At 70.1% G+C, this 19,070-nt stretch carries 20 protein-coding genes and 1 tRNA gene; 10 read left to right on the forward strand and 11 right to left on the reverse strand.

Features of this window, described 5'->3' with window-relative positions; translation table 11 throughout:
• The first annotated feature begins 5 nt into the window (after positions 1-5).
• Positions 6-983, forward strand: coding sequence for a D-2-hydroxyacid dehydrogenase (locus ACFQMF_RS06305; RefSeq protein ID WP_256409292.1), 978 nt, complete (start codon positions 6-8; stop codon positions 981-983).
• 113 nt (positions 984-1,096) lie between these two features.
• Complete coding sequence (locus ACFQMF_RS06310) at positions 1,097-1,327, forward strand: DUF433 domain-containing protein (protein ID WP_092567054.1); 231 nt, start codon at positions 1,097-1,099, stop codon at positions 1,325-1,327.
• 84 nt (positions 1,328-1,411) lie between these two features.
• On the opposite strand, the gene ACFQMF_RS06315 is transcribed toward ACFQMF_RS06310, so the two are convergent.
• The gene (locus ACFQMF_RS06315; protein WP_256409293.1) at positions 1,412-2,593 is read right to left on the reverse strand and encodes a M24 family metallopeptidase; all 1,182 of its coding nucleotides are present in this window, start codon (positions 2,591-2,593) and stop codon (positions 1,412-1,414) included.
• A gap of 221 nt (positions 2,594-2,814) precedes the next feature.
• Between ACFQMF_RS06315 and ACFQMF_RS06320 the strand changes: the two genes are divergently transcribed.
• Both ACFQMF_RS06320 and ACFQMF_RS06325 read left to right on the forward strand, forming a co-directional pair.
• Entirely contained in the window at positions 2,815-4,482 is a 1,668-nt protein-coding gene (locus ACFQMF_RS06320) for an aldehyde ferredoxin oxidoreductase family protein (protein WP_256409294.1), read from the forward strand.
• Positions 4,483-4,585: 103 nt separating this feature from the next.
• A complete protein-coding gene (locus ACFQMF_RS06325) occupies positions 4,586-6,007 on the forward strand; it encodes an ATP-binding response regulator (protein WP_256409295.1) in 1,422 nt (473 codons plus the stop codon).
• Positions 6,008-6,042: 35 nt separating this feature from the next.
• On the opposite strand, the gene ACFQMF_RS06330 is transcribed toward ACFQMF_RS06325, so the two are convergent.
• From ACFQMF_RS06330 to ACFQMF_RS06350, 5 genes are all read right to left on the reverse strand, one after another.
• Positions 6,043-7,419, reverse strand: a complete 1,377-nt coding sequence (locus ACFQMF_RS06330) for an aspartate aminotransferase family protein (RefSeq protein WP_256409296.1) — start codon at positions 7,417-7,419, stop codon at positions 6,043-6,045.
• 122 nt (positions 7,420-7,541) lie between these two features.
• Positions 7,542-8,210, reverse strand: coding sequence for a type 1 glutamine amidotransferase (locus ACFQMF_RS06335; protein WP_256409297.1), 669 nt, complete (start codon positions 8,208-8,210; stop codon positions 7,542-7,544).
• A gap of 211 nt (positions 8,211-8,421) precedes the next feature.
• Positions 8,422-8,506, reverse strand: a tRNA-Leu gene (locus ACFQMF_RS06340).
• A gap of 75 nt (positions 8,507-8,581) precedes the next feature.
• Complete coding sequence (locus tag ACFQMF_RS06345; RefSeq protein ID WP_256409298.1) at positions 8,582-9,154, reverse strand: phosphatase PAP2 family protein; 573 nt, start codon at positions 9,152-9,154, stop codon at positions 8,582-8,584.
• A 42-nt stretch (positions 9,155-9,196) separates the two neighbouring features.
• Positions 9,197-9,898, reverse strand: a complete 702-nt coding sequence (locus tag ACFQMF_RS06350; protein WP_256409299.1) for an endonuclease III domain-containing protein — start codon at positions 9,896-9,898, stop codon at positions 9,197-9,199.
• 136 nt (positions 9,899-10,034) lie between these two features.
• Between ACFQMF_RS06350 and ACFQMF_RS06355 the strand changes: the two genes are divergently transcribed.
• From ACFQMF_RS06355 to ACFQMF_RS06365, 3 genes are all read left to right on the forward strand, one after another.
• Positions 10,035-10,343 (forward strand): transcription initiation factor IIB family protein, encoded by a 309-nt coding sequence (locus ACFQMF_RS06355; protein ID WP_256409300.1) that lies wholly within the window; start codon positions 10,035-10,037, stop codon positions 10,341-10,343.
• A 141-nt stretch (positions 10,344-10,484) separates the two neighbouring features.
• Complete coding sequence (locus tag ACFQMF_RS06360) at positions 10,485-10,901, forward strand: DUF2178 domain-containing protein (protein ID WP_256409301.1); 417 nt, start codon at positions 10,485-10,487, stop codon at positions 10,899-10,901.
• A 25-nt stretch (positions 10,902-10,926) separates the two neighbouring features.
• Positions 10,927-11,121, forward strand: coding sequence for a helix-turn-helix transcriptional regulator (locus ACFQMF_RS06365; protein WP_256409302.1), 195 nt, complete (start codon positions 10,927-10,929; stop codon positions 11,119-11,121).
• 20 nt (positions 11,122-11,141) lie between these two features.
• On the opposite strand, the gene ACFQMF_RS06370 is transcribed toward ACFQMF_RS06365, so the two are convergent.
• Both ACFQMF_RS06370 and ACFQMF_RS06375 read right to left on the reverse strand, forming a co-directional pair.
• The gene (locus tag ACFQMF_RS06370; RefSeq protein ID WP_256409303.1) at positions 11,142-11,780 is read right to left on the reverse strand and encodes a fibrillarin-like rRNA/tRNA 2'-O-methyltransferase; all 639 of its coding nucleotides are present in this window, start codon (positions 11,778-11,780) and stop codon (positions 11,142-11,144) included.
• Positions 11,777-12,706, reverse strand: a complete 930-nt coding sequence (locus ACFQMF_RS06375; RefSeq protein WP_256409304.1) for an NOP5/NOP56 family protein — start codon at positions 12,704-12,706, stop codon at positions 11,777-11,779. Before ACFQMF_RS06375 ends, ACFQMF_RS06370 begins: the two co-directional genes overlap by 4 nt.
• A gap of 308 nt (positions 12,707-13,014) precedes the next feature.
• On the opposite strand from ACFQMF_RS06375, the gene ACFQMF_RS06380 reads away from it, so the two are divergent.
• Genes ACFQMF_RS06380 through ACFQMF_RS06390 form a run of 3 tightly spaced genes read left to right on the forward strand, consistent with a single transcriptional unit; the run spans position 13,015 to position 16,069 of the window.
• Positions 13,015-14,256, forward strand: a complete 1,242-nt coding sequence (locus ACFQMF_RS06380; RefSeq protein WP_256409305.1) for an ABC transporter substrate-binding protein — start codon at positions 13,015-13,017, stop codon at positions 14,254-14,256.
• Positions 14,257-15,186: an ABC transporter permease gene (locus ACFQMF_RS06385; protein WP_256409306.1), complete on the forward strand. Its 930-nt coding sequence runs from the start codon at positions 14,257-14,259 to the stop codon at positions 15,184-15,186.
• Position 15,187: 1 nt separating this feature from the next.
• Positions 15,188-16,069 carry an ABC transporter permease gene (locus tag ACFQMF_RS06390; RefSeq protein WP_256409307.1) on the forward strand — a complete coding sequence of 294 codons (882 nt, stop codon included), beginning with the start codon at positions 15,188-15,190 and terminating at the stop codon, positions 16,067-16,069.
• A gap of 84 nt (positions 16,070-16,153) precedes the next feature.
• On the opposite strand, the gene ACFQMF_RS06395 is transcribed toward ACFQMF_RS06390, so the two are convergent.
• The 3 genes from ACFQMF_RS06395 to ACFQMF_RS06405 form a co-directional block, all read right to left on the reverse strand.
• Entirely contained in the window at positions 16,154-17,215 is a 1,062-nt protein-coding gene (locus tag ACFQMF_RS06395; protein ID WP_256409308.1) for an ABC transporter ATP-binding protein, read from the reverse strand.
• A gap of 86 nt (positions 17,216-17,301) precedes the next feature.
• A complete protein-coding gene (locus tag ACFQMF_RS06400; RefSeq protein ID WP_256409309.1) occupies positions 17,302-18,084 on the reverse strand; it encodes a CBS domain-containing protein in 783 nt (260 codons plus the stop codon).
• Between the two features lie 76 nt (positions 18,085-18,160).
• Positions 18,161-19,054, reverse strand: coding sequence for a CPBP family intramembrane glutamic endopeptidase (locus tag ACFQMF_RS06405; protein ID WP_256409310.1), 894 nt, complete (start codon positions 19,052-19,054; stop codon positions 18,161-18,163).
• Positions 19,055-19,070: the final 16 nt, after the last annotated feature.

Below are 19,070 nucleotides of genomic sequence, written 5' to 3' on the forward strand. Positions count from 1 at the left end.
CGCTCATGAGCTCAGACCAGACCGCTGACCCCGACATCGTCGTGTTGCGCGAGGGGACGGAAGGCCTGTCGATGGCGTCGTACGCGGACGCGCTCCGCGAGCGGCTCCCGGACCGGACGGTCGCGCTCGCGCGGACGCCCGCCGAGGAGCGCGACCTCGTGCCGCGGGCCCGCGTCGCGACCGGCATCACCCTCGACGCCGACCTCCTCGACCGCGCCGACCGCCTGGAGCTGTTCGCGTGTACCTTCGCCGGCACCGACCACGTCCCGACCGACGCGCTCCGCGAGCACGGCGTTCGCGTGACGAACGCGGGCGGGATCCACGCCCCGGGCATCGCCGAGCAGTCGATCGCCAACATGCTCGTGTTCGCGCGGAACCTCCACGAGGGATTCCGCCGGAAGGCGAACGGGGAGTGGCGCCACTTCCAGTCGCGCGAGTTCACCGACAGCACGGTCACCGTCGTCGGGCTCGGCTCGATCGGCCAGGCCGTCGTCCGGCGGCTCGCCGGCTTCGAGGTGGAGACGATCGGGATCCGCTACACGCCCGAGAAGGGCGGCCCCACCGACGAGGTGCTCGGCTTCGACGACGAGGATGTCCACGCGGCGTTCGCTCGGACCGACTACGTCGTCCTCGCGTGCCCGCTCAACGACCTGACCCGCGGGATGGTCGGGGAGGCGGAGCTGGCGACGCTCCCGCCGAACGCGGTCGTCGTCAACGCGGCCCGCGGCGGCCTCGTCGACACCGACGCCTTAGTGTCCGCGCTCCAGACCGAGGGGATCCGCGGCGCCGCGCTCGACGTGACCGACCCCGAGCCGCTCCCGTCGGACCACGTCCTCTGGGACTTGGAGAACTGCCTCATCACCCCGCACACCGGCGGTCACACCCCGAAACACTGGGACCGGCTGGCCGACATCGTTGCGGACAACGTCGACGCGCTGGAGGAGGGCGGGGAGTTGGAGAACGCGGTCGCCACGCCCGACTGACTTCGTCGCGATCGATCGAGGCGTATCGCCGCGCGAGGTACGCGTCTCGACCGGAGCGGGACGGCTCGATCGCCGGACCCCGTGTTTAAGTCGGTGTACGGCCAATTCGACATATGGGAATCGTTCGGGATTCAGAACACAGCGACGGTGCGCCGACGATCGAAGGGACGGGAATCCGTGTCAGAGACGTCGCCTCGGCGTACGAACACAGCGGCTACGGTCCCGACGAGATCACGCAGTTGTACCCCGATCTCAGTCTCGGTGACGTCCATCGGGCGCTCGCGTACTACTACGACCACATCGACGAGTTCCGGTCGTCCTCGTCCGAACCGGCCTCGGCCTGATGAGACCGCTGTACCGCGCACCTACAGCACAGACCCGAGAGCGATCGCTCGATTCAGTTCCTGTGAGGCGCCTCTCGTCACCGCTCAGGCCGTGAACAGCTCCCGCGGGAAGTCGGCCAGCGTCTCCGCGCCGGTCGCGGTGACGCGGAACGTCTCGCTGATCTCCATGCCGACGTCGGAGGTCCAGATGCCGGGGATCATGTGGAACGTCATGTCCGCTTCGAGGACGGTCTCGTCCCCGGGGCGGATGCTCGCGGTGTGTTCGCCCCAGTCCGGCGGGTAGCCGAGCCCCATCGAGTAGCCGATGCGGTCCTCCTTCTCGATCCCGTACCGCTCGATGGTCTCCCGCCACGCCTCCTCGACGGTCTCGCATTTGACGCCGGGCGCCGCGGCGTCCAGCGCCGCCTCCAACCCCTCGACGACGATGTCGGCGGTCTCTTCGAGCTCGGCCGGGGGATCGCCGACGAACGTCGTCCGGGCCAGCGGCGAGTGGTAGCGGTGCCGACAGCCGGAGAGCTCGATGATCACCGGGTCGCCGTCCTCGTACCGCCGGTCCGTCCAGGTGAGGTGCGGCGTGCCGGTGTGATCGCCAGAGGGCATCAGCGGGACGATCGCCGGGTAGTCCCCGCCGAACTCGTCGGTCCCGTCGATGAGCTGCCGGTAGACCGCGGAGGCGACCTCGTACTCCGGGACCCCCTCCCCGACCGCGTCGAGGCCGGCCCGCATCGCGTTCTCGGAGATGCGGGCGGCCTGCCGCATGTACTCCAGCTCCCGCTCGGACTTCCTGATCCGGATCCAGCCGACGAGCAGCGTCGCGTCCTCGAAGTCGGCGTCGGGGAGGTTCCCCCGCAGCCGCGTGTACGACTTCGCGGTGAAGTAGGCGGCGTCCATCTCCAGCCCGATCCGGCCGTCCGCGACGCCGAGCTCGTCGAGGACGCCCGCGACGTAGTCCATCGGGTGGAGGTCGCGGGGCGACTGCACGTGGTCGTCGCTGTACGCGCGGATGCTCTCCTCGGCGAGGTGCGTCGTCGCCCGCGCGCCGTCGCCGTCCATGTCGCGACCGATCCAGACCGGCTCGTCGCGGTCGGGCGTGACCACGACCGCCTGGTGGACGTAAAAGGACCAGCCGTCGTAGCCGGTCAGGTAGTTCATGTTCGCCGGGTCGCTGACGACGACCGCGTCGAGGTCGCGCTCGCGCAGCCGCTCTTTCGTCCGGGCGACCCGCCGCTCGTACTCGGCCTCGTCGAAGACGTGTTCGCGTGGCATGCGGGGCTCTACGAAGGGAATCCGGGAGCAGCGGCATAAATTTACCGTGTATTATACAAACGAATTCTGTGTACGTATTCACCGGCGTTCCCCGGGAATTCGCTCCGAAGCGTCGCTGAGGCGCCCTCCGAGCGATCCCGGGAGAGCGGTCGAGAGGGGGTAACGCCGGCAGTTCGTCCGGCTTGCTCGGTTTTTTGTGTCTCGTCCACGGAGGATCGATCATGCTACACAGCACCGGGCCGCTGCTGTCGATCGACGTCGGCGCGCGGACGACGGCGGAGACGGACATCGGGGGGGTTCAGGAGCGATACATCGGCGGGCGCGGCGTGGCGACGCGGCTCGCGCACGAGCGGATCCCGTTCGACGCGGACCCGCTCGGTCCCGAGAACCGGGCCGTCTTCACCACCGGGCCGATGCAGGCGTCCCAGATGAGCTTCACGGGGCGGACGAACTGCACCGCGGTGTCGCCGCTGACGGACGGGCTCCTCTCGTCGAACGCCGGCGGCTTCGTCTCTCGTCACCTCGCGGCGACGGGGTACGGGGCGATCGAGCTGACCGGCGCGAGCGACGAGCTGGTGATCGTCCACGTGCGCGACGACGGCGTCGAGTTCGAGGCGGTGCCGGGGCTCGCCGGGGCCACGGTCCCGGAGACGACCGGCTACCTGGAGGACGAGCGCGACATCTCCAGCGACCGGACGGCCGTGATCGGCCCCGCGGGCGAGAACGAGGTCCGGTTCGCGTCGATCATGACGACGGAGGAGCGCGCGTTCGGCCGCGGCGGGCTGGGGGCGGTCCTCGGCGCGAAGAACGTGAAGGCCGTCACGTTCGGCGGCGACTCGGCGCCCGAACTCTCGATCGACGCGACCGCGACCGATATCCACCGCGAGGCCGCCACCGAGGACCACATCATGAAAGAGCAGGGGACGGTGGCGGTGATGGACCTCGCGAACGAGATGGACGGGCTCCCGTCGTACTACTTCTCCGAGCGCTCCTTCGAGGGCGTCGAGGGGATCAACGGCGCCGCCGTCGCGGAGAAGAAGTACAAGAAGGGGACCTGTTCGGCCTGCGCGTTCGCCTGCAAGCTCCCGACCCGCGACGAGGCGCGCGGCGTCGAGACCGAGGGGCCCGAGTTCGAGGTGGCGATGGCGTTCGGCTCCAACGCCGGGGTCGACGACGTCGTCGACGTGATGGAGTCGAACCGCCTGTGCGACGAGTACGGGCTCGACGCGATCTCGATGGGGAACACGATCGCCGCCTACCTCGCCGCCGAAGACGAGTTCGGTAACCGCGAGCTCATCTGGGACCTCGTCGAGAAGACCGCCCGCCGAGAGGGCGTGGGGGACCGGCTCGCCGAGGGGATCGGTCGGATCCACGACGACCTCGGCGTGGGGAACTGGTCGGTGAAGAACATGGACTTCGCGGCCCACGAGGGGCGGCTCCTCCACGGACAGGCGCTCTCGTACGCGGTCGCGAACCGCGGCGCCGACCACATGTACGCGACGTTCTACTCGGTGGAGTACCCCCTCGTCGAGGAGGGGGAGGCGATGGCGCCCGCGGGGTTCGAGGGGAAGGCCGAGCGGCTCGTCGAGCGCGAGAACCTGATGGCGCTCAACGACAGCGGCGTCGTCTGCAAGTTCTCCCGCGACTTCATGACGCCGGAGCGGTACGAGCTCCTGTTCGACGCCGACTTCGAGGAGCTGCTCGCGGCGGGCGCGCGGACCGTTACCTTGGAGCGCCACTTCAACAACCGGCGCGGCCTCGACGGCGATGACGACCGGCTCCCGTACGAGGCGGAGCTCCCCGGCCTCGACGACGCCATCGACTCGTACTACGAGCTCCGCGGGTGGAACGACGACGGCACGGTGCCCGAGTCGGCGCTGCCGGCGTAGGACGGACGCGCGGCCGACTTCCGACCCGGGGACCGCGGACGGGGTGACGACCGAACCGCCGCGCCGGGTTCACCTTTATATATCTTGTCACGATACGACGCGTATGTGCCCGGCGATCGACTCGATCCGGATCCTCCACGTCGACGACGAGCCGGACGCCGCCGACTCGGTCACCGCGTTCCGCCAGCGGGCGGACGACCGTTTCGTCACTGAGACGGCGACGAGCGCCGGTGCCGGGTTGGAACTGCTCTCCGAACGCGAGTTCGACTGCGTGATCTCGGAGTACGATCTGCCTCGGACGGACGGGATCGAGTTCCTCGAAGCCGTCCGCGAGGACCACCCGACGCTCCCGTTCATCCTCTTCACCGGAGCCGGAAGCGAGGAGGTCGCCAGCGAGGCCATCGCCGCGGGCGTGACCGACTACCTCCCGAAGGGGAGCGACTCCGACGGCGATACCGTCCTGAGCGACCGCGTCCTGGACGCCGTCGAGTCCGCTCGGTCGGGACCGGACCCCACCGAGCGCACCCGCAAACTGCGCAAGTACGAGCGCATGGTCAACACGATGCAGGAGGCCGCCTGCATCTACGACCCGGACGGCCGCTTCGACACCGTCAACGAGTACCTCGCCGAGTGGTACGGGACCACTCGGGAGGAGATCGAGGGGCGACGGAGCGCCCTCATCGCTCACATCAGACGGCAGGGACAGACCGATCGATACGAGGAACTGCTCGACGGGGACCGCGCGGAGATCCACGGCGAACTCGAGGACGAGTTCCCGGGACGCGGGCGCGCCGTCCTCGAATATCGCCTGACGCCGCTGACCGTCGAGGGGAGCGTCGAAGGCGCCGTCGGCGTCGCGAGGGACATCACCGAGCACCGGGAACGCGAGCGGGAGCTGCGGCGGCAGAACGAGCGGCTCGACGAGTTCGCGAGCGTCGTCTCCCACGACCTCCGGAACCCGCTTCAGCTGGCCGACGGTCGGCTGGAGCTCGCCAGGGCGGAGTGCGACACGGAGCACTTGGCGCACGTCGATCGCGCCCTAGACCGGATGGACGCCCTCGTCGAGGACCTGCTGACGCTGGCGCGGGACGGCGAGGCCGCCGCCGACCGCGACCGGGTCGACCTGGCGGCGGTGGCCGAGGAGTCCTGGGGCACCGTCGAGACGGCCGACGCGACCCTCGTCATCGACACGGACCGAACGGTCGACGCCGACGAGAGCCGCCTCAGGCAGGTCTTCGAGAACCTCGTCGGGAACGCGATCGAACACGGGGGCGACGACGTGACCGTGACCGTCGGCGACCTCGACGACGGCTTCTACGTCGAGGACGACGGACCGGGGATCCCCGAAGACGACCGAGAGGACGTGTTCGACGCCGGGGTCTCGACGACCGAAGCGGGGACCGGCTTCGGGCTGCGCATCGTCGAGCAGGTGGTCGAGGACCACGGCTGGGAGGTCGCCGCGTCGGACGGCCGCGACGGCGGCGCGCGGTTCGAGATCACCGGCGTCACCGACGGGTCCGAGTAGGGCGCTCGGGCTCCGGGCCCCTCGACCGCGGGCGACTACTCGGCGACCGCCAGCTCCGCCGTCGCCGCGATCGCGTCCGCGATGACCTCGGTGCCGACCTCCGCCTGTCGCCGCGTCAGGACGAGCGGCGGGAGCAGCCGCAGGACGTTGCCGTACTGGCCCGCCGTCCAGACGAGGACGCCGTGCTCGTAGCAGTACTCCTGGATCGCGTCGACGCGGTCGTCGTCCGGGTCGCCGTCGGCGTCGACGAACTCGACGCCGACGAAGAGCCCCTTCCCGCGGACCTGGCCGACCCCCGGATCGCCGTCGCCCGCGTCGCTGAGGCGGTCGCGGATCCGCGCGCCGACCTCGGTCGCGTGGTCAAGCAGGTCGTGCGACTGAATGTACTCGATGGCGCGCAGGCCGCCGACCATCGCCGGGACGTGCCCGCGGTAGGTGCCCGCGTGGTCGCCCGGTCCCCAGGTGTCGAGGTCCTCGTGGTACATCGTCCCCGACAGGGGCTGGCCGTTGCCGCCGAGCGCCTTCGCGGTCGTCATCACGTCGGGCGTGACGTCGTAGTGCTCGGACGCCCACCACTCGCCGGTGCGGCCCATCCCGACCTGGATCTCGTCGAACATCAGCGGGAGGTCGTTCTCGTCGGCGATCTCGCGGAGCCCAGAGAGGAACCCGTCCGGCGGGGCGACGACCCCGCCCTCGCCCTGGATCGGCTCGACGAAGATCCCCGCCGGGTCCGTGAGGCCGCCGTACGGCTCCTCGACGATGGCTCTGACCTCGTGGAGCGCGTGCTCGACCGACGCCTCGGGACTCCGCCCGTCCTGGAACGGGTACGGGAACGGCGCGTGCACCACGTCGGAGAGCAGCGGGCCGTACGGCTGCTTGAACTTCTTGTTCGCCGTGATGCTCATCGCGCCGGCCGTCGCCCCGTGGTAGGAGTTCCGGAAGGCGATCAGCCCGTTTCCGCCGGTGTTGTACTTCGCGAGCTTGATCGACGCCTCGACGGCGTCGCTTCCGGTCGGGCCGCCGAAGACGAACCGGTTGTTGCCGGCGAGGTCCCCGGGCGCGATCTCGTCGAGCTTGTCGATGAGGTCGAGGCGAGGTTCCGTCGGGAAGTCGACGGTGTGGGTGAGCTTGTCGATCTGCTCGTGGACGCCCTCGTTGACGTACGGGTTCGCGTGGCCGACGTTGTACACCCCGATGCCGGCGAAGAAGTCGAGGAACACGTTGCCGTCGGCGTCCTTCAGCGTGGCGCCCTTCCCCTCCTCGAACGCGAGCGGGATGTCGTTCGGGTACGCGACCGCGCTGCTGTCGATCTCGCCCTGCCTGTCGAGGAGGCGATGCGAGTTCGGACCGGGGACTCGGTCGACGCTCGGCTCCTCCGCGAAGTGTAGGTCGTGTATCGGCGGTCCTGGCATACCCCAACCGATACGATCCGCCCACATAGAATTGATGCAACCAGCAATCAATGACAGTGTATACGGAATTCGTTTTCAGATCGCGGTCGACGCCGTCGGATCGCCGCGACGCCGCGGCCGGATCAGGCCTCCGCTCGACGGACGAGCGCTCGGAAGTTCTCGAACGCCCGCCCGGCGGTGACCTCCTCGAACGAGTGACCGCGCGAGTCCCACTCGAAGTCCTCGACGAGCCGGTCGCGGTGGGCGGCCGTGATCTCCGGGTGGAACTGGACCGTCCACAGGGGCGCCGTCCGGTGACGCGTGCCGAACACGCGGGCGTGAGGCGCCGACGCGATCACGTCCATCCCCTCGCCGGGGTCCGTCACGGCGTCGCCGTGTAGCGAGACGACGACCGGGTCGACCCCCTCGAACAGCGGGTCGTCGTCGAGGGTCGCCTCGACGAGCGCCGCGGTCGTCCCGACCGCCTCGACGCTCCCGCCGAGCGCCGCGTTGGCGACCTGGTGTCCGAAGCAGACGCCGAGCGTCGGGACCTCCCGCTCGACCAGCTCGCGGACGAGCGCCTCCTGCTCGGCGATCCACGGACGGCTCTCGGCCTCGTAGACGGCGGCCGTGCTGCCCGTCAGGACGACGCCGTCCGCCTCGTCGACCGGCACTCGCTCGCCGGCGACGAAGTCGACCTCCTCGGCGGTCGGGAACGCCGCCGCGAGCGCGTCGCAGTGGTACTCGCAGTCGGCGTCGACCTCGTTCCGGACGACGTACAGCTCCGACGGGCCCGTGGTGGCGGTTGTCACACGCGTCCGTTCGTCGGCGCCGGCCTTATCGTTTCGGCTCGTCGGATCGGTCGTGTCGGTCCTGTGACGCGGGTCGGTTCGTCACGGCGAGATGCGCGGGACCGGATTCGAACCGGAGGAAGACGTGCTCACTCGCTTCGCTCGTTGCGCGCGACTTCCGGGGTTCGAATCCCGCGCGCAGACACGCCTCTCACGTTCGTTCGAGGCGGTATGCGCGGGACCGGATTCGAACCGGCGGACCCCTACGGGATAGCGTCCTAAGCGCTACGCCTTTGGCCTGGCTCGGCAACCCGCGCGCGGACTACCGTACCCGAGTGGCTCAAAAATAGTTGTCGCTACCGCCCCGCGGCGCTCGCCTCGCCCCGCGTCCCTCAGAGCTCGGTCTCGAACGGCAGCAGGTCGAGCACCGCCTCCTCGCCGACCCGGTCGATGAGCCGCTCCGCGAACAGCACCGCGGCGACCCCGAGCCCGATCCCGAAGAGCGTGTCGGAGAGGTAGTGGGTACCGAGGTAGATCCGCGAGAAGGAGATCAGTCCGGCGAAGCCGGCGGTGACCGCGAAGGGCAGCACGTCTGAGTCGCGCGCGATCGTCGCGTACGCCGTCACGGCGGCGGCGTGTCCGGAGGGGAACGAGCTCGTCACGCCGGTGTCGCCCTCGGTGATACAGACCGGGTCCGGCGGGAACGGGCGCTCGACGAGCGACATCAGCCCCCAGACGACGACGCCGAGCAGCGACAGCGCGACGACGCTCGTGACGAACTCCTCGCGCCAGCCGGCGAGGTAGAACAGCCCGACGAACACGGCCCCGGCCGTGACGGAGCCCAGGCCGGTCATCGACGTCATCATCACCGTCAGAATCCCCGTGCGGATCGCTCCGATGAACTCGACGGTGAGCCGATCGACCCAGTAGACGGAACTCAGAATCTCCCCGATCAGCGCGTACATGCGTGGCCGAACCTATCGGCCGGACGACCATAGGGGTCCCGTTCAGGCGCAGAACTCGCAGTCGCAGTACGCGGCGCAGACGGGGTTGTCGCAGTCGGCGTTACGCGCCGAGCAGTGCGTCCGGCCGTGCCGGATCAACAGCACGTGGAGCGGGTAGGTCAGCTCGTCGGGCACCAGTTCGTCGAGCGCGTCGTGCGCCGCCTCGTTCGACGCCGACTCCGGGACGGGCCCGAACCGCTTCGAGACGCGCTCGACGTGGGTGTCGACCGCCATCGTCGGCTTGCCGAAGTGGAAGTTCAGGACGACGCTCGCGGTCTTCGGGCCGACGCCCTTGATGTCCGTGAGCCACGCCTTCGCGTCGTCGGTCGCCATCGCGTCGAGGAAGGCGAGCGAGTAGGCGCCGCCCGTCTCCTCGCGGATCGCGGCGAGCGCGCGCTGGATGCGGGCGGCCTTCTGGTCGGGGAGCCCCGCCACCCGGATCGTCTCGGCGAGCTCGTCGTGGTCGGCCGCCTCGATCGCCGCGAAGTCGTCGTACCGGTCGAACAGCGACTCGGACGCACGGCTCGTGTTCTCGTCGGCGACGTTCTGCGAGAGGATCGTCGTCACCAGCTGGCGCACGCCTTCCCCGGGCTCGGCGGTCGGGTCGGCGCCGTGCTCGGCGGCCCGGTCCACCGGCTCGTACAGCGACACCAGGTCGTCGTGCAGCTCTCGCACCCGCGTCTCGTCCCACGCTTGCGTGGACATATCCGGGGTACGGGCGACACCGACTTTAGCGCGACGGCCGGGGCGACCCGGACCGCCGCTCGATCGGCCCCCGGCCGCCATCGCGGCGCCCCCGCTCCGCGCGGCCTTTTTATATCGCACCGTCCAACGGACGGGCATGTACCGAGCGAGCGATCGCGTCGACAACGCGGCGTGGATCGACCGGCTCGACGACGCGTGCGCGACGCTCGACCTCGACGACGAGGCGCTCTCGACGGCGACGGACCTGTTCCTGTCCCGAGCCCCCGAGGACGACCGCGGGAAGCGCGTCGCCGCCGCCGCCAGCCTCTACGCCGCCGCGCTGATCCGCGGCCAGGAGCGCTCGCAGTCCGCCGTCGCCGACGCGATGGACGTCTCGCGGCTCTCCGTGCAGAAGCGCTGGAAGCCCATTTTGAAAGACGCCGGCTTCTCGCCGCCGACGTGGTAGCGGGTCCGGGAGACGCTTCTCCGAAGCGGGTCGCCTCTCGACGAGACCCGTCTCCGTCGATCGGCTCGCACCGGCGACATATTTATATATGAATGTAAAGTACGCTTTACTGTAAAGCGAGCTTTACACTCGTGCCCTCCCATGAGCGAACACACCGCTCCCGCGACGGCGGGGCCGGCCGCGCGGAAACGGTACAAGCGCATCGCCTACGGACTGCTCGGCGCCGGCATCGCGGCGCTGTTCGTCGCCGTCGCCCTCGACCGGTTCGTCCTCGGCGTCGCCTGCTACTGGGCCGGCGGTATCGGCATGGGGCTCGTCCAGCGGTTCAGCCCCGTGACGCTGTACGACGAGCGCGACGACGCCATCGAGCGCCGGGCCAGCCAAACCACGCTGAACCTCTTCGCGTACGTCTTCGTCCTCGGAACGCCGGGCGGGCTGGTGTTGGCGGAGACGGGGTACGTCGACCTCCCCGGCGAGTTCTACGGCGCGACGTGGACCCTGTTCGCGGTGTACGTCGCCTTCGGGGCCGCCGTCCTCTACCACAGGCGACGCACATGAACGCGGCGACCCACCGCCGTCTGCCATGAGAAACGACATCCGCGAGCGACGCGCCGAGACGGGCGAGAGCCAGGCTGACCTCGCCGCCGCGGTCGGGGTCACCCGCCAGACGATCAACGCGATCGAGCGCGAGCGCTACGACCCCTCGCTGGAGCTCGCCTTCGCGCTGGCCGACCACTTCGGCTGCCGGATCGAGGACCTGTTCGACCCGGAGGAGTGAGATCGTGGTCCCGTGGCGACTCACCGCGGCGTCGCGACGACGCCGAGGTGGTCCTCGTGGTACCGGTCGAGCCGCCGCGTCTCCAGAACGTCGTAGCTCTCGCGGAGCTCGTCGAGCGCGGCCTCGAACACGTCGCCGGGCTCCGCGGTGGCGTCCTCGCTGCGCGCCTTCACCGCCAGCAGCAGCCGACCGTCGTCCGCGAGGAACCGCGCGTTCCGCGCCGCCACGGTCGCCTGTCCCCGCGTCGCCACGTCCTGGACGATCGCGTCGACGTCGGCCTCGACGACGTGCGCGTACGTCTCCGGCTTCCGGGCGTCCTTTAACAGGGGGAACAGCCGATCGCGCGGCTCCGCGGCGTCGAGGAGGTCGCGGGCGGGCCGCGGGGCGAACTCGACCGCGTACGTCGGCCCCGCGAAGTCGGCGACGTGGCTGACGGTCGTCCCGCTCGCGGCGCCGAGGTACAGGACGGTCTCGCCGCCGGTCAGGCCGGTGTCGAACCCGAGTTCGAGCATCCCGCCGAGCTTCGAGCGCTCGGGGTCCCACGCCCGCCAGCCGTCGGCGGTCGGCTCGCCGTACACGGGGTCGCCGCGCGTCGCCAGCCGCGTCTCGCCGGCGATCTCGCGGCGCTCGACGCCCGCGGGCAGGTCGGGGTCGCTCACGCGTCGCCCTCCGACGCGTCCGGGGCGTCGTCGGCGTCGCCGGCGCCGTCGTCCTCCCCGTTCCCCGTCTCGGCTCGCGCCCGGATCGTCGCCATCCGCTCGCGGAGCTCCGCGTGGAGGGTCTCGCGGCGCTCGCCCGAGTAGTGGTCGACGCGGGCCGCGAGCGTCAGCTTCCCGGCGAGCGCCCGCGCGGCCGACCCCCGGTCCTCGGGCCGGGTGTTTCGGACGTAGTCGTGGGTGTAGATGATCCCGTGCTTCGGCGAGGGCGCGCGCCCGGAGAGGTGCGCGAACAGCGCGTCCTCCGCGCCGAGCACCTGCACGGTGCCGGAGGGCTTCTTCGCGAGCGGCTCCAGCCCGCCGGCGAGCGCGATCAGCCGCGCCGCGAGCTCCGGGCCGGCCATCTCGGCGAGGTTCGGCGCCACCGCGGGCGCGACCCGGTCGATCGCCTCCGCGAGCGCGTCGCGCTCGGCGGCCAGCTCGACGACCCGCTCCGCCAGCGACACGGCGCGGCGCTCCAGTTCGCCCTCGGGCTCGCGGGCCGCGACCGCGCGGGCGCCCTCGATCCCCGGCTCGGCGTCGTCGAACAGGCTCCCCGCCCACTCGGCGGCGCGCTCGGCCAGCTCGTTAGCGGTGCGCTCGCAGTCGTCCATCGCTCGCACGGCGTGGATCAGCTGTCGGTCGTCGGCGCGCTCGCGCTCGCGGACGGTCGCCCGCGTCGCCGCCACGGTCGCCTCGCGGAGCCGGTCGTAGTAGTCGTCGGTCGAGTCGGCGAACCCGGCGTCGACGGCGAGCGCCGGCCAGTCCCGGGGCTCGTCGGCCTCGCCGTCCGCGATTCGGTCGCGGGCGGCGTCGACCGCGTCCCGTCCGGCGGCCTCGTCCGCGGCGCGACCCGCGAACCAGCCCGCGTCGGCGTCGGTGTCGGTCATCGCTCGTCGCTACTCGTTCCCGTCGTATAGGCGTTCCCGAACGGCCGCGGGGGCTCGTGACCCCGATGACGCCCGCCGTGCGGTCGCCGCGTCGTCGGCCGCGTCCCGCGTCGCTTCGGTCCCGTCGCCTCGTGTCAATCCGTGAAAGTTACTCTCTGACCGCCGAAACCGGTCGATCCGGGCGGCGGGCTCCCCCGAGAATCGCAGCCCTCCTCGCCGGTGGGACGGAACGTCGACGCCGACGATGCGAGAGCGCTAACGGGGTTTTTGGGGCAAATTTTATTATTCTCAATTTATGTCTTCCGGATATGGCGTCAGACCGTGATAACCGATCGCACAGCGCGAGCGACCGATCCGACGCGACTCGCCGGAGCGTGAGTCGCCGGCAGTACATCGCCGCCGCCGGGGCGGCCGGCGCGGTCGCCCTCGCCGGCTGTAGCGGAGGCGACAGCGGTGACGGCGGTGACGGCGGCGGCGGCGACGGCGGTGACGGCGGTGACGGCGGCGACGGCGGTAGCATGGGCGGCGACGGAACGACGACGATCAACATCATCACGTGGGAGGAGTACGCCGAGATGCAGGAGAACATCGAGTCCACGCTCGACGGGGTGGAGCTGAACATCACGCCGTCGACGTCGTCGACGGAGATGTTCTCCCAGTGGAGCGCGGGCCAGGACGAGCAGTTCGACATCGCCGTCCCGAACAACAACCTCGTGCCGCGGTTCATCGACGCGGACCTTGTCGCACCCGTGAACCGGGACGTGGTGAACAACTACGGCTCGATGTACGACAAGTTCCAGACGTTCGTGGACGAGCAGTTCACCGTGGACGGCAGCGCCTACGGTGTGCCGATCCGCTTCGGGTGGTACGGCTACTCGTACGACACGCGGAGCGTTCCGGACCACGAGCCGAGCTACGACATCCTGTTCGAGGAGGACTACGTCGACGCCGACCTCGACGGCGAGATCATCATGTACGACGAGGCGGCGAAGACGATCCCCGCCGCGGCGCTGTACCTCGGCATGGACGACGCGATGTCCGGGTCGCGGATGACGTTCACGGAGGAGCAGCTCACGGAGATACAGGAGCTGCTCATCGAGCAGAAGCCGCGGCTGCAGGGATATATCGCCCCCGACCCGACGTTCATTCAGGAGTTCCGGCAGGGGAACTTCCTCGTCGGCCACAGCGGCCGGAACGAGACGGTCCAGATGCGGACCGAGGGCGACGACTGGGTCGAGTTCGTCGCCCCGAGAGAGGGCGCGCTGGCGTGGTACGAGACCGCGGTCGTCTCCGCCGCCTCGGACAACCAGGAGACCGCCTGGGAGGTCATCAACGAGTTCATCACGCCGCAGAACGGCGCGGCGCTCGCCGAGGCCGGCTTCTCGCCGAGCACGAACCCCAACGTCGCCGACGAGCTGACCGAGGAGCAGAACGAGCTGTACGGGCGGATCGACCCCTCGCGCCTCGAAGGCATGTACTCGCTCAAGGACATCGCCTCGGACGTCGAGGAGGCGTACGTCTCCACGTGGGAAGAGGTCAAGGCCGCATAGATGGCCGCAGACCAGCCCGACGAGAGCGCGCGGGCGAAAGCGGTGAGGCTGCTGAGCGGACCGCGCAGTCGGCTCGGCGTCACGGTCGGCCCCAGCGCGGCGTGGATACTCACCCTGCTCGTCGCGCCGCTGGCGTTCATGGTCGCCGTGAGCTTCTTCGAGGTCAGCTCGCTGACGTATCAGATAATCTACGAGCCGACGCTGAACAACTACCGGTCGCTGTTCGACGGCGGCGGCGCGATCTGGAACACCCCGTTCGTCACGGCGCTGTGGCTCTCGTACGTCATCGCCACCGTGACGACGGTGCTGTGCCTGACGCTCGCGTTCCCGCTGGCGTACCTGCTGGCGCGCAGGGGCGGGCGGCTGTTCAAGGTCGTCATCTTCTTCGTGCTCTTACCGTTCTTCACGATGTACCTCGTGCGGGCGTACTCCTGGGTCCTGATGTTCGGCCCGGGCGGCGTCATCAACAGCACGCTCATGAGTTGGGGGCTGACCGACGCCCCGCTCGGGATCTTCAACTACGGGATCCCGGCGATCATCGTCGGGCTCACGCACGCGTACTTCCCGTACATGCTCCTGACGCTGTACGCGAGCCTCGACGGCCTCGACTTCTCGATCATCGAGGCCGCCCGGGACCTGGGCGCCTCGCGGGTCGAGGTGCTCCGCGACCACGTGATCCCGCTCACGCTGCCGGGGATCATCGGCGGGAGCCTCTTCGTCTTCGTCCCGAGCGTCGGCGCGTTCATCACCCCGACGTTCCTCGGACAGGGGAAGGTCCAGATGATCGGCATGCTCATCGAGAGCCGGGTCGCCGGGACGTACTCGATCGGCTACGCGAGCGCGGCGTCGATGTTCGTGCTCGTCTCGATCGTGGGCGCGATGATCCTCGCGTTCCGGTACGTGAGCATCGAGGAACTGGGGGGTGCCTGAGATGGCGACCGAGACGTCCGAGTCGACGGAGGCGGCGCGACCGACCGAGCGGCTCGTCGGGCACCAGCGGATCGAACGGCTGCTCAGCACCTCGCTGTACGTCGTGTCCGGACTGTTGCTCCTCTTCCTGTGGGTGCCGCTCGCGATCATCATCTTCCTCGCGTTCGCGGAGAACGCCGTGACGATCTTCCCGTTCGAGGGGTTCACGCTCGACAACTTCCGGCTGGCGATGCGGAGCGACTCGATGCGCTCGTCGCTCGTCGGGAGCTTCACCATCGCGACGGTGGCGGCGTCGATAGCGACGGTGCTCGGCGTGCTGGCGAGCTTCGCGCTGACCCGCTACCGGTTCCGGCTTCGAGAGGTGTACCGGACCTTCGGTATCATCCCGATGGTGATCCCGGGGATCATCCTCGGCGTGGCGCTCCGGATCTACTTCCAGAACCTGCTCGGCATCCTCCCGGGGTTCGCCACGGTGGTGTTGGCGCACTCGCTGTACGGGCTCCCGTTCGTGCTCCTCATCGTCTCGGCCCGGCTCTACACCTTCGACGAGTCGCTGGAGGAGGCGGCTCGCGACCTCGGCGCGGACCCGCTGACGGTGTTCCGCGACGTCACGCTCCCCGTCATCGCCCCCGCGGTCGGCGCGGGCTTCCTGTTCGCGTGGATCCGGTCGTTCGAGGACTACATCCGGGCGCTGTTCCTCACCGGTCCCAACACGGACGTGCTGACGATCTGGATGTTCAGCCGGATCCGACAGCTCGACGCGCCGGAGCTCAACGCGGTCTCCGCGCTCATCGTGTTCGGAATCGCGGTCGCGCTGGCGGTCGCGATGAACGTCGGCAACGTGACCGGCTACGTCGCCGGGACGGTCACCGAGGAGGAGTGACCGCTCCGGCGGGCGCCGCCGCTTTTCTCACGTCCGCAAACCCCGTCGCGTCGAGCGGTCGCGTGGTTCGAGGGGGCGTCCCCGTCACGCCCGCGAGAAGACGGTCGGCGCGCCGTCGACCACGTCGAGCGAGACGTCGGCGCCCGTTTCGACCGCCGACTCGCGTCCCTGGATGACCACCTGGAGTTCGCCGATCTCCCCGTCGGGATCGACCACGTAGTTCGTCTGGTCGCCCTGGAAGTACCGCTCGACGACGGTGCCGCGCAGGACGCCGTCGCCGTCCGCGATGGTGAAGTCCTCCGGCCGGATCGAGACGGTGACCTCGCCGGCACCGGTCTCCACCGGGACGCCGAATCCGTCCTCGCCGCCGATCTCCGCGACCGTGGCCCCGTTCCGTTCGACGGTCCGCGCGGTGATGAGGTTCGTGTCGCCGATGAAGTCGGCGACGAACTCGGACGCCGGCTCGCGGTAGATCTCTTCCGGCGGACCGATCTGTTCGATGCGCCCGTCGTTCATCACGGCGATCCGGTCGCTGAGCGTCATCGCGACCTCCTGATCGTGGGTCACGTAGAAGAACGCCCCCTGCGTCTGCTTGTGGATCCGGCGGAGTTCGACCTGCATCTGCTTCCGGAGCTTCCGGTCGAGACTGGAGAGCGGCTCGTCGAGCAGGAGCACGGCCGGTTCGTTGACGAGCGCGCGGGCGAGGGCGACGCGCTGCTGTTGCCCGCCGGAGAGGTCGGTCGGGTCGCGGTCCTCGAACCCGTCCAGGTTGACCAGTTCGAGGTACTCCGAGACGCGTTCCGACCGTTCGTCCGCGTCGACGCCCGCCTTCGCGAGCCCGTACCCGACGTTCTCGCCGACCGTCATGTGGGGGAAAAGCGAGAGGTGCTGAAACACGAGGTTCGTGTCGCGGGCCTCGGGCGGCACCGACCCCATCGGCCGGTCGTCGATCCGAACCGTCCCCTCGGTCGGGTGCTCGAAGCCGCAGATCATCCGGAGCGTCGTCGTCTTCCCGCAGCCGGACGGACCGACGAGGGTGAAGAACTCGCCCTCCCGGACGGAGAAGTCGATGCCGTCGACCGCGGTGAGATCGCCGAACCGCTTCGTCACCTCGTCGAGCTCGACTAACGTCTTCCCCGCTGTCATGTGGCACCTCTCCCTGTACCAGCGTAATCAATCTATCGCCGACCTGACTCCCCGACGGCGGCCGCCGAGGGTCGACCGAGCGGCCGTCACTGCAGGCGCTTCGTCGTCTCGACGAGTGGGTGGCGCGCGTAGTCGACGATCTCGATGTCGGTGATGTCGCTTAACCCCTCCTTCTCGGCGGTCTTGGCCATCCCGAGGTCGACCGCGCGCTCCGGGACGATCACGTACGCCTCCATCGTCTCGATGCCCGCCTCGTGGGCGGCCATCACTCGGTGGTGGCCGTCGGCGAGGTGGAGGGTGCCGCCGTTGTCGATGACGACGAGCGGCTCCGCGAGCCCGCGTTCGAGCTCGTACTGACGCCCCTCCAGCTCGTCGGCGTACACGCGCGCCTGCGTCGGGATGAGATCGGTGAGGCGCACCTCGCGGCGCTCCTCGGTGAGGCTCACGCCGTGGATCTGTTCGAGCGTCCGCATCAGCTTCCCGACCTTGCTCGGCGTGGCGCGCTCGATCTGCGAGCGGACCACGTCCGTGTTCGAGATGATCCCGACGAGGTTGTCGGCGTCGTCGACCACGGGGAGCCGCTGGATCCCGGACCGGAGGATGACCCGGGCGGCGTCGGTCACCTTCATGTCCGGGTGCGCGACGATGAGGTCGTCGGACATCACGGTGAAGACGGGCGCCTCGTCGTCGGCGAGCAGGAGGTCGGCGGCCGAGACGAACCCCTCGACCGTCCGCCCCTGCGTGACGGGGAACCCGTTGTGGCCGTCGCTCTCGGCCATCCGTCGCGCGACGTCGCCGACCGTCTCGTCGGGGCTGACGGTCTCGACGTCCCGGGTCATGTACTCGCCGACGGTCGGTTTCCCGCTCATCGTCCGACGTTGGTCCCGGCGGAATAAAAAGGGGGCGGGGCGCGGTGAGAGCGCTCCGCCGGTCGCAGCGGGGTCGCTACGGGCGCTCGTGCGCGACGAACTCCGCGGCGTTGACGAGGTAGTGCGCGACGACGGGGGCGAGGAGGCTCCCCGTGGCGACGAACAGCCCGGCGAGCCCGAGCCCGAGCGCCCCGGCGACGGCGACTCCGAGCCGCCCCTGCGCCCCGTGGCCGACCCCGAACGCGACGGACGACCCGACCGCGAGGAGCCACGGGTCGACCGCGAGGCCGACCGCGAGCGCGCCGACCAGCGCCCCGCGGAACAGCGCCTCCTCGAAGACCGCGACGACCGGGAGCGCGACGCCGAGCAGCAGCGCCCACTCGCCCGGGGTCCCGGGCGCCATCGCCTCGCGGAGCCGGTCCGAGGGCGCGTGCCCGACTCTGGCTCCCAGCCGCGCCGCGGCCTCGTTGCCGGCGGCGAGCGCGGCCCCCGCGGCGACGCCGAGCGCGACGCGCCCGGCAGTCCCGAGCGACGCGAACGCCGGAGCGCCGAGCGTCGGGTGCGTCCCGCCGACCCCGAACGCCGTCGCCGGCACGGCGGTCCACCACGCGATCGCGGCGAGGGCGACGAGCGCGGTCGCCTGCGACGCCGCGGCGTTCGCCAACAGGACCCGCGTCGTGAGGACCGGGCGGTCGTCGCTCGCGGTGTCGGCAGGCCCTTTTTCGTCGTCGTTCTCGGCGTTCGCGGCGGCGTCGTCGCTCTCGATGAGCCCGCCGTCCCCGTCGTTCTCGCCGAGCGCGGCGGCGCCGTTGCCCCCGGCGGTCGAACCCCGGGTGACGTCGTCCCCGGTCCGACGGCCCCGATCGACGGTCCGCGCCCGCTCTAGCAGGCGCTGCGAGCGACGGGTGAAATAGAGAAGCAGCAGCGTCAGGGCGGCGGTCGCGAGCGCGAACGCCGCCCAGTCGGGCATCGGACGCGGTTCCGAG

Origin of the sequence: Halorubrum rutilum, assembly GCF_042665015.1 — an archaeon.
In the GTDB taxonomy this organism is placed as follows: Archaea; Halobacteriota; Halobacteria; order Halobacteriales; family Haloferacaceae; genus Halorubrum; species Halorubrum rutilum.

What these genes read in the sequence shown, in the direction of transcription:
- ACFQMF_RS06305 (WP_256409292.1), top strand. Translation starts at nt 6, where the DNA reads ATGAGCTCAGACCAGACCGCTGACCCCGACATCGTCGTGTTGCGCGAG.
- ACFQMF_RS06310 (WP_092567054.1), top strand. Translation starts at nt 1,097, where the DNA reads ATGGGAATCGTTCGGGATTCAGAACACAGCGACGGTGCGCCGACGATC.
- ACFQMF_RS06315 (WP_256409293.1), bottom strand. Translation starts at nt 2,593, where the DNA reads ATGCCACGCGAACACGTCTTCGACGAGGCCGAGTACGAGCGGCGGGTC.
- ACFQMF_RS06320 (WP_256409294.1), top strand. Translation starts at nt 2,815, where the DNA reads ATGCTACACAGCACCGGGCCGCTGCTGTCGATCGACGTCGGCGCGCGG.
- ACFQMF_RS06325 (WP_256409295.1), top strand. Translation starts at nt 4,586, where the DNA reads ATGTGCCCGGCGATCGACTCGATCCGGATCCTCCACGTCGACGACGAG.
- ACFQMF_RS06330 (WP_256409296.1), bottom strand. Translation starts at nt 7,419, where the DNA reads ATGCCAGGACCGCCGATACACGACCTACACTTCGCGGAGGAGCCGAGC.
- ACFQMF_RS06345 (WP_256409298.1), bottom strand. Translation starts at nt 9,154, where the DNA reads ATGTACGCGCTGATCGGGGAGATTCTGAGTTCCGTCTACTGGGTCGAT.
- ACFQMF_RS06350 (WP_256409299.1), bottom strand. Translation starts at nt 9,898, where the DNA reads ATGTCCACGCAAGCGTGGGACGAGACGCGGGTGCGAGAGCTGCACGAC.
- ACFQMF_RS06355 (WP_256409300.1), top strand. Translation starts at nt 10,035, where the DNA reads ATGTACCGAGCGAGCGATCGCGTCGACAACGCGGCGTGGATCGACCGG.
- ACFQMF_RS06360 (WP_256409301.1), top strand. Translation starts at nt 10,485, where the DNA reads ATGAGCGAACACACCGCTCCCGCGACGGCGGGGCCGGCCGCGCGGAAA.
- ACFQMF_RS06365 (WP_256409302.1), top strand. Translation starts at nt 10,927, where the DNA reads ATGAGAAACGACATCCGCGAGCGACGCGCCGAGACGGGCGAGAGCCAG.
- ACFQMF_RS06375 (WP_256409304.1), bottom strand. Translation starts at nt 12,706, where the DNA reads ATGACCGACACCGACGCCGACGCGGGCTGGTTCGCGGGTCGCGCCGCG.
- ACFQMF_RS06380 (WP_256409305.1), top strand. Translation starts at nt 13,015, where the DNA reads ATGGCGTCAGACCGTGATAACCGATCGCACAGCGCGAGCGACCGATCC.
- ACFQMF_RS06385 (WP_256409306.1), top strand. Translation starts at nt 14,257, where the DNA reads ATGGCCGCAGACCAGCCCGACGAGAGCGCGCGGGCGAAAGCGGTGAGG.
- ACFQMF_RS06390 (WP_256409307.1), top strand. Translation starts at nt 15,188, where the DNA reads ATGGCGACCGAGACGTCCGAGTCGACGGAGGCGGCGCGACCGACCGAG.
- ACFQMF_RS06395 (WP_256409308.1), bottom strand. Translation starts at nt 17,215, where the DNA reads ATGACAGCGGGGAAGACGTTAGTCGAGCTCGACGAGGTGACGAAGCGG.
- ACFQMF_RS06400 (WP_256409309.1), bottom strand. Translation starts at nt 18,084, where the DNA reads ATGAGCGGGAAACCGACCGTCGGCGAGTACATGACCCGGGACGTCGAG.
- ACFQMF_RS06405 (WP_256409310.1), bottom strand. Translation starts at nt 19,054, where the DNA reads ATGCCCGACTGGGCGGCGTTCGCGCTCGCGACCGCCGCCCTGACGCTG.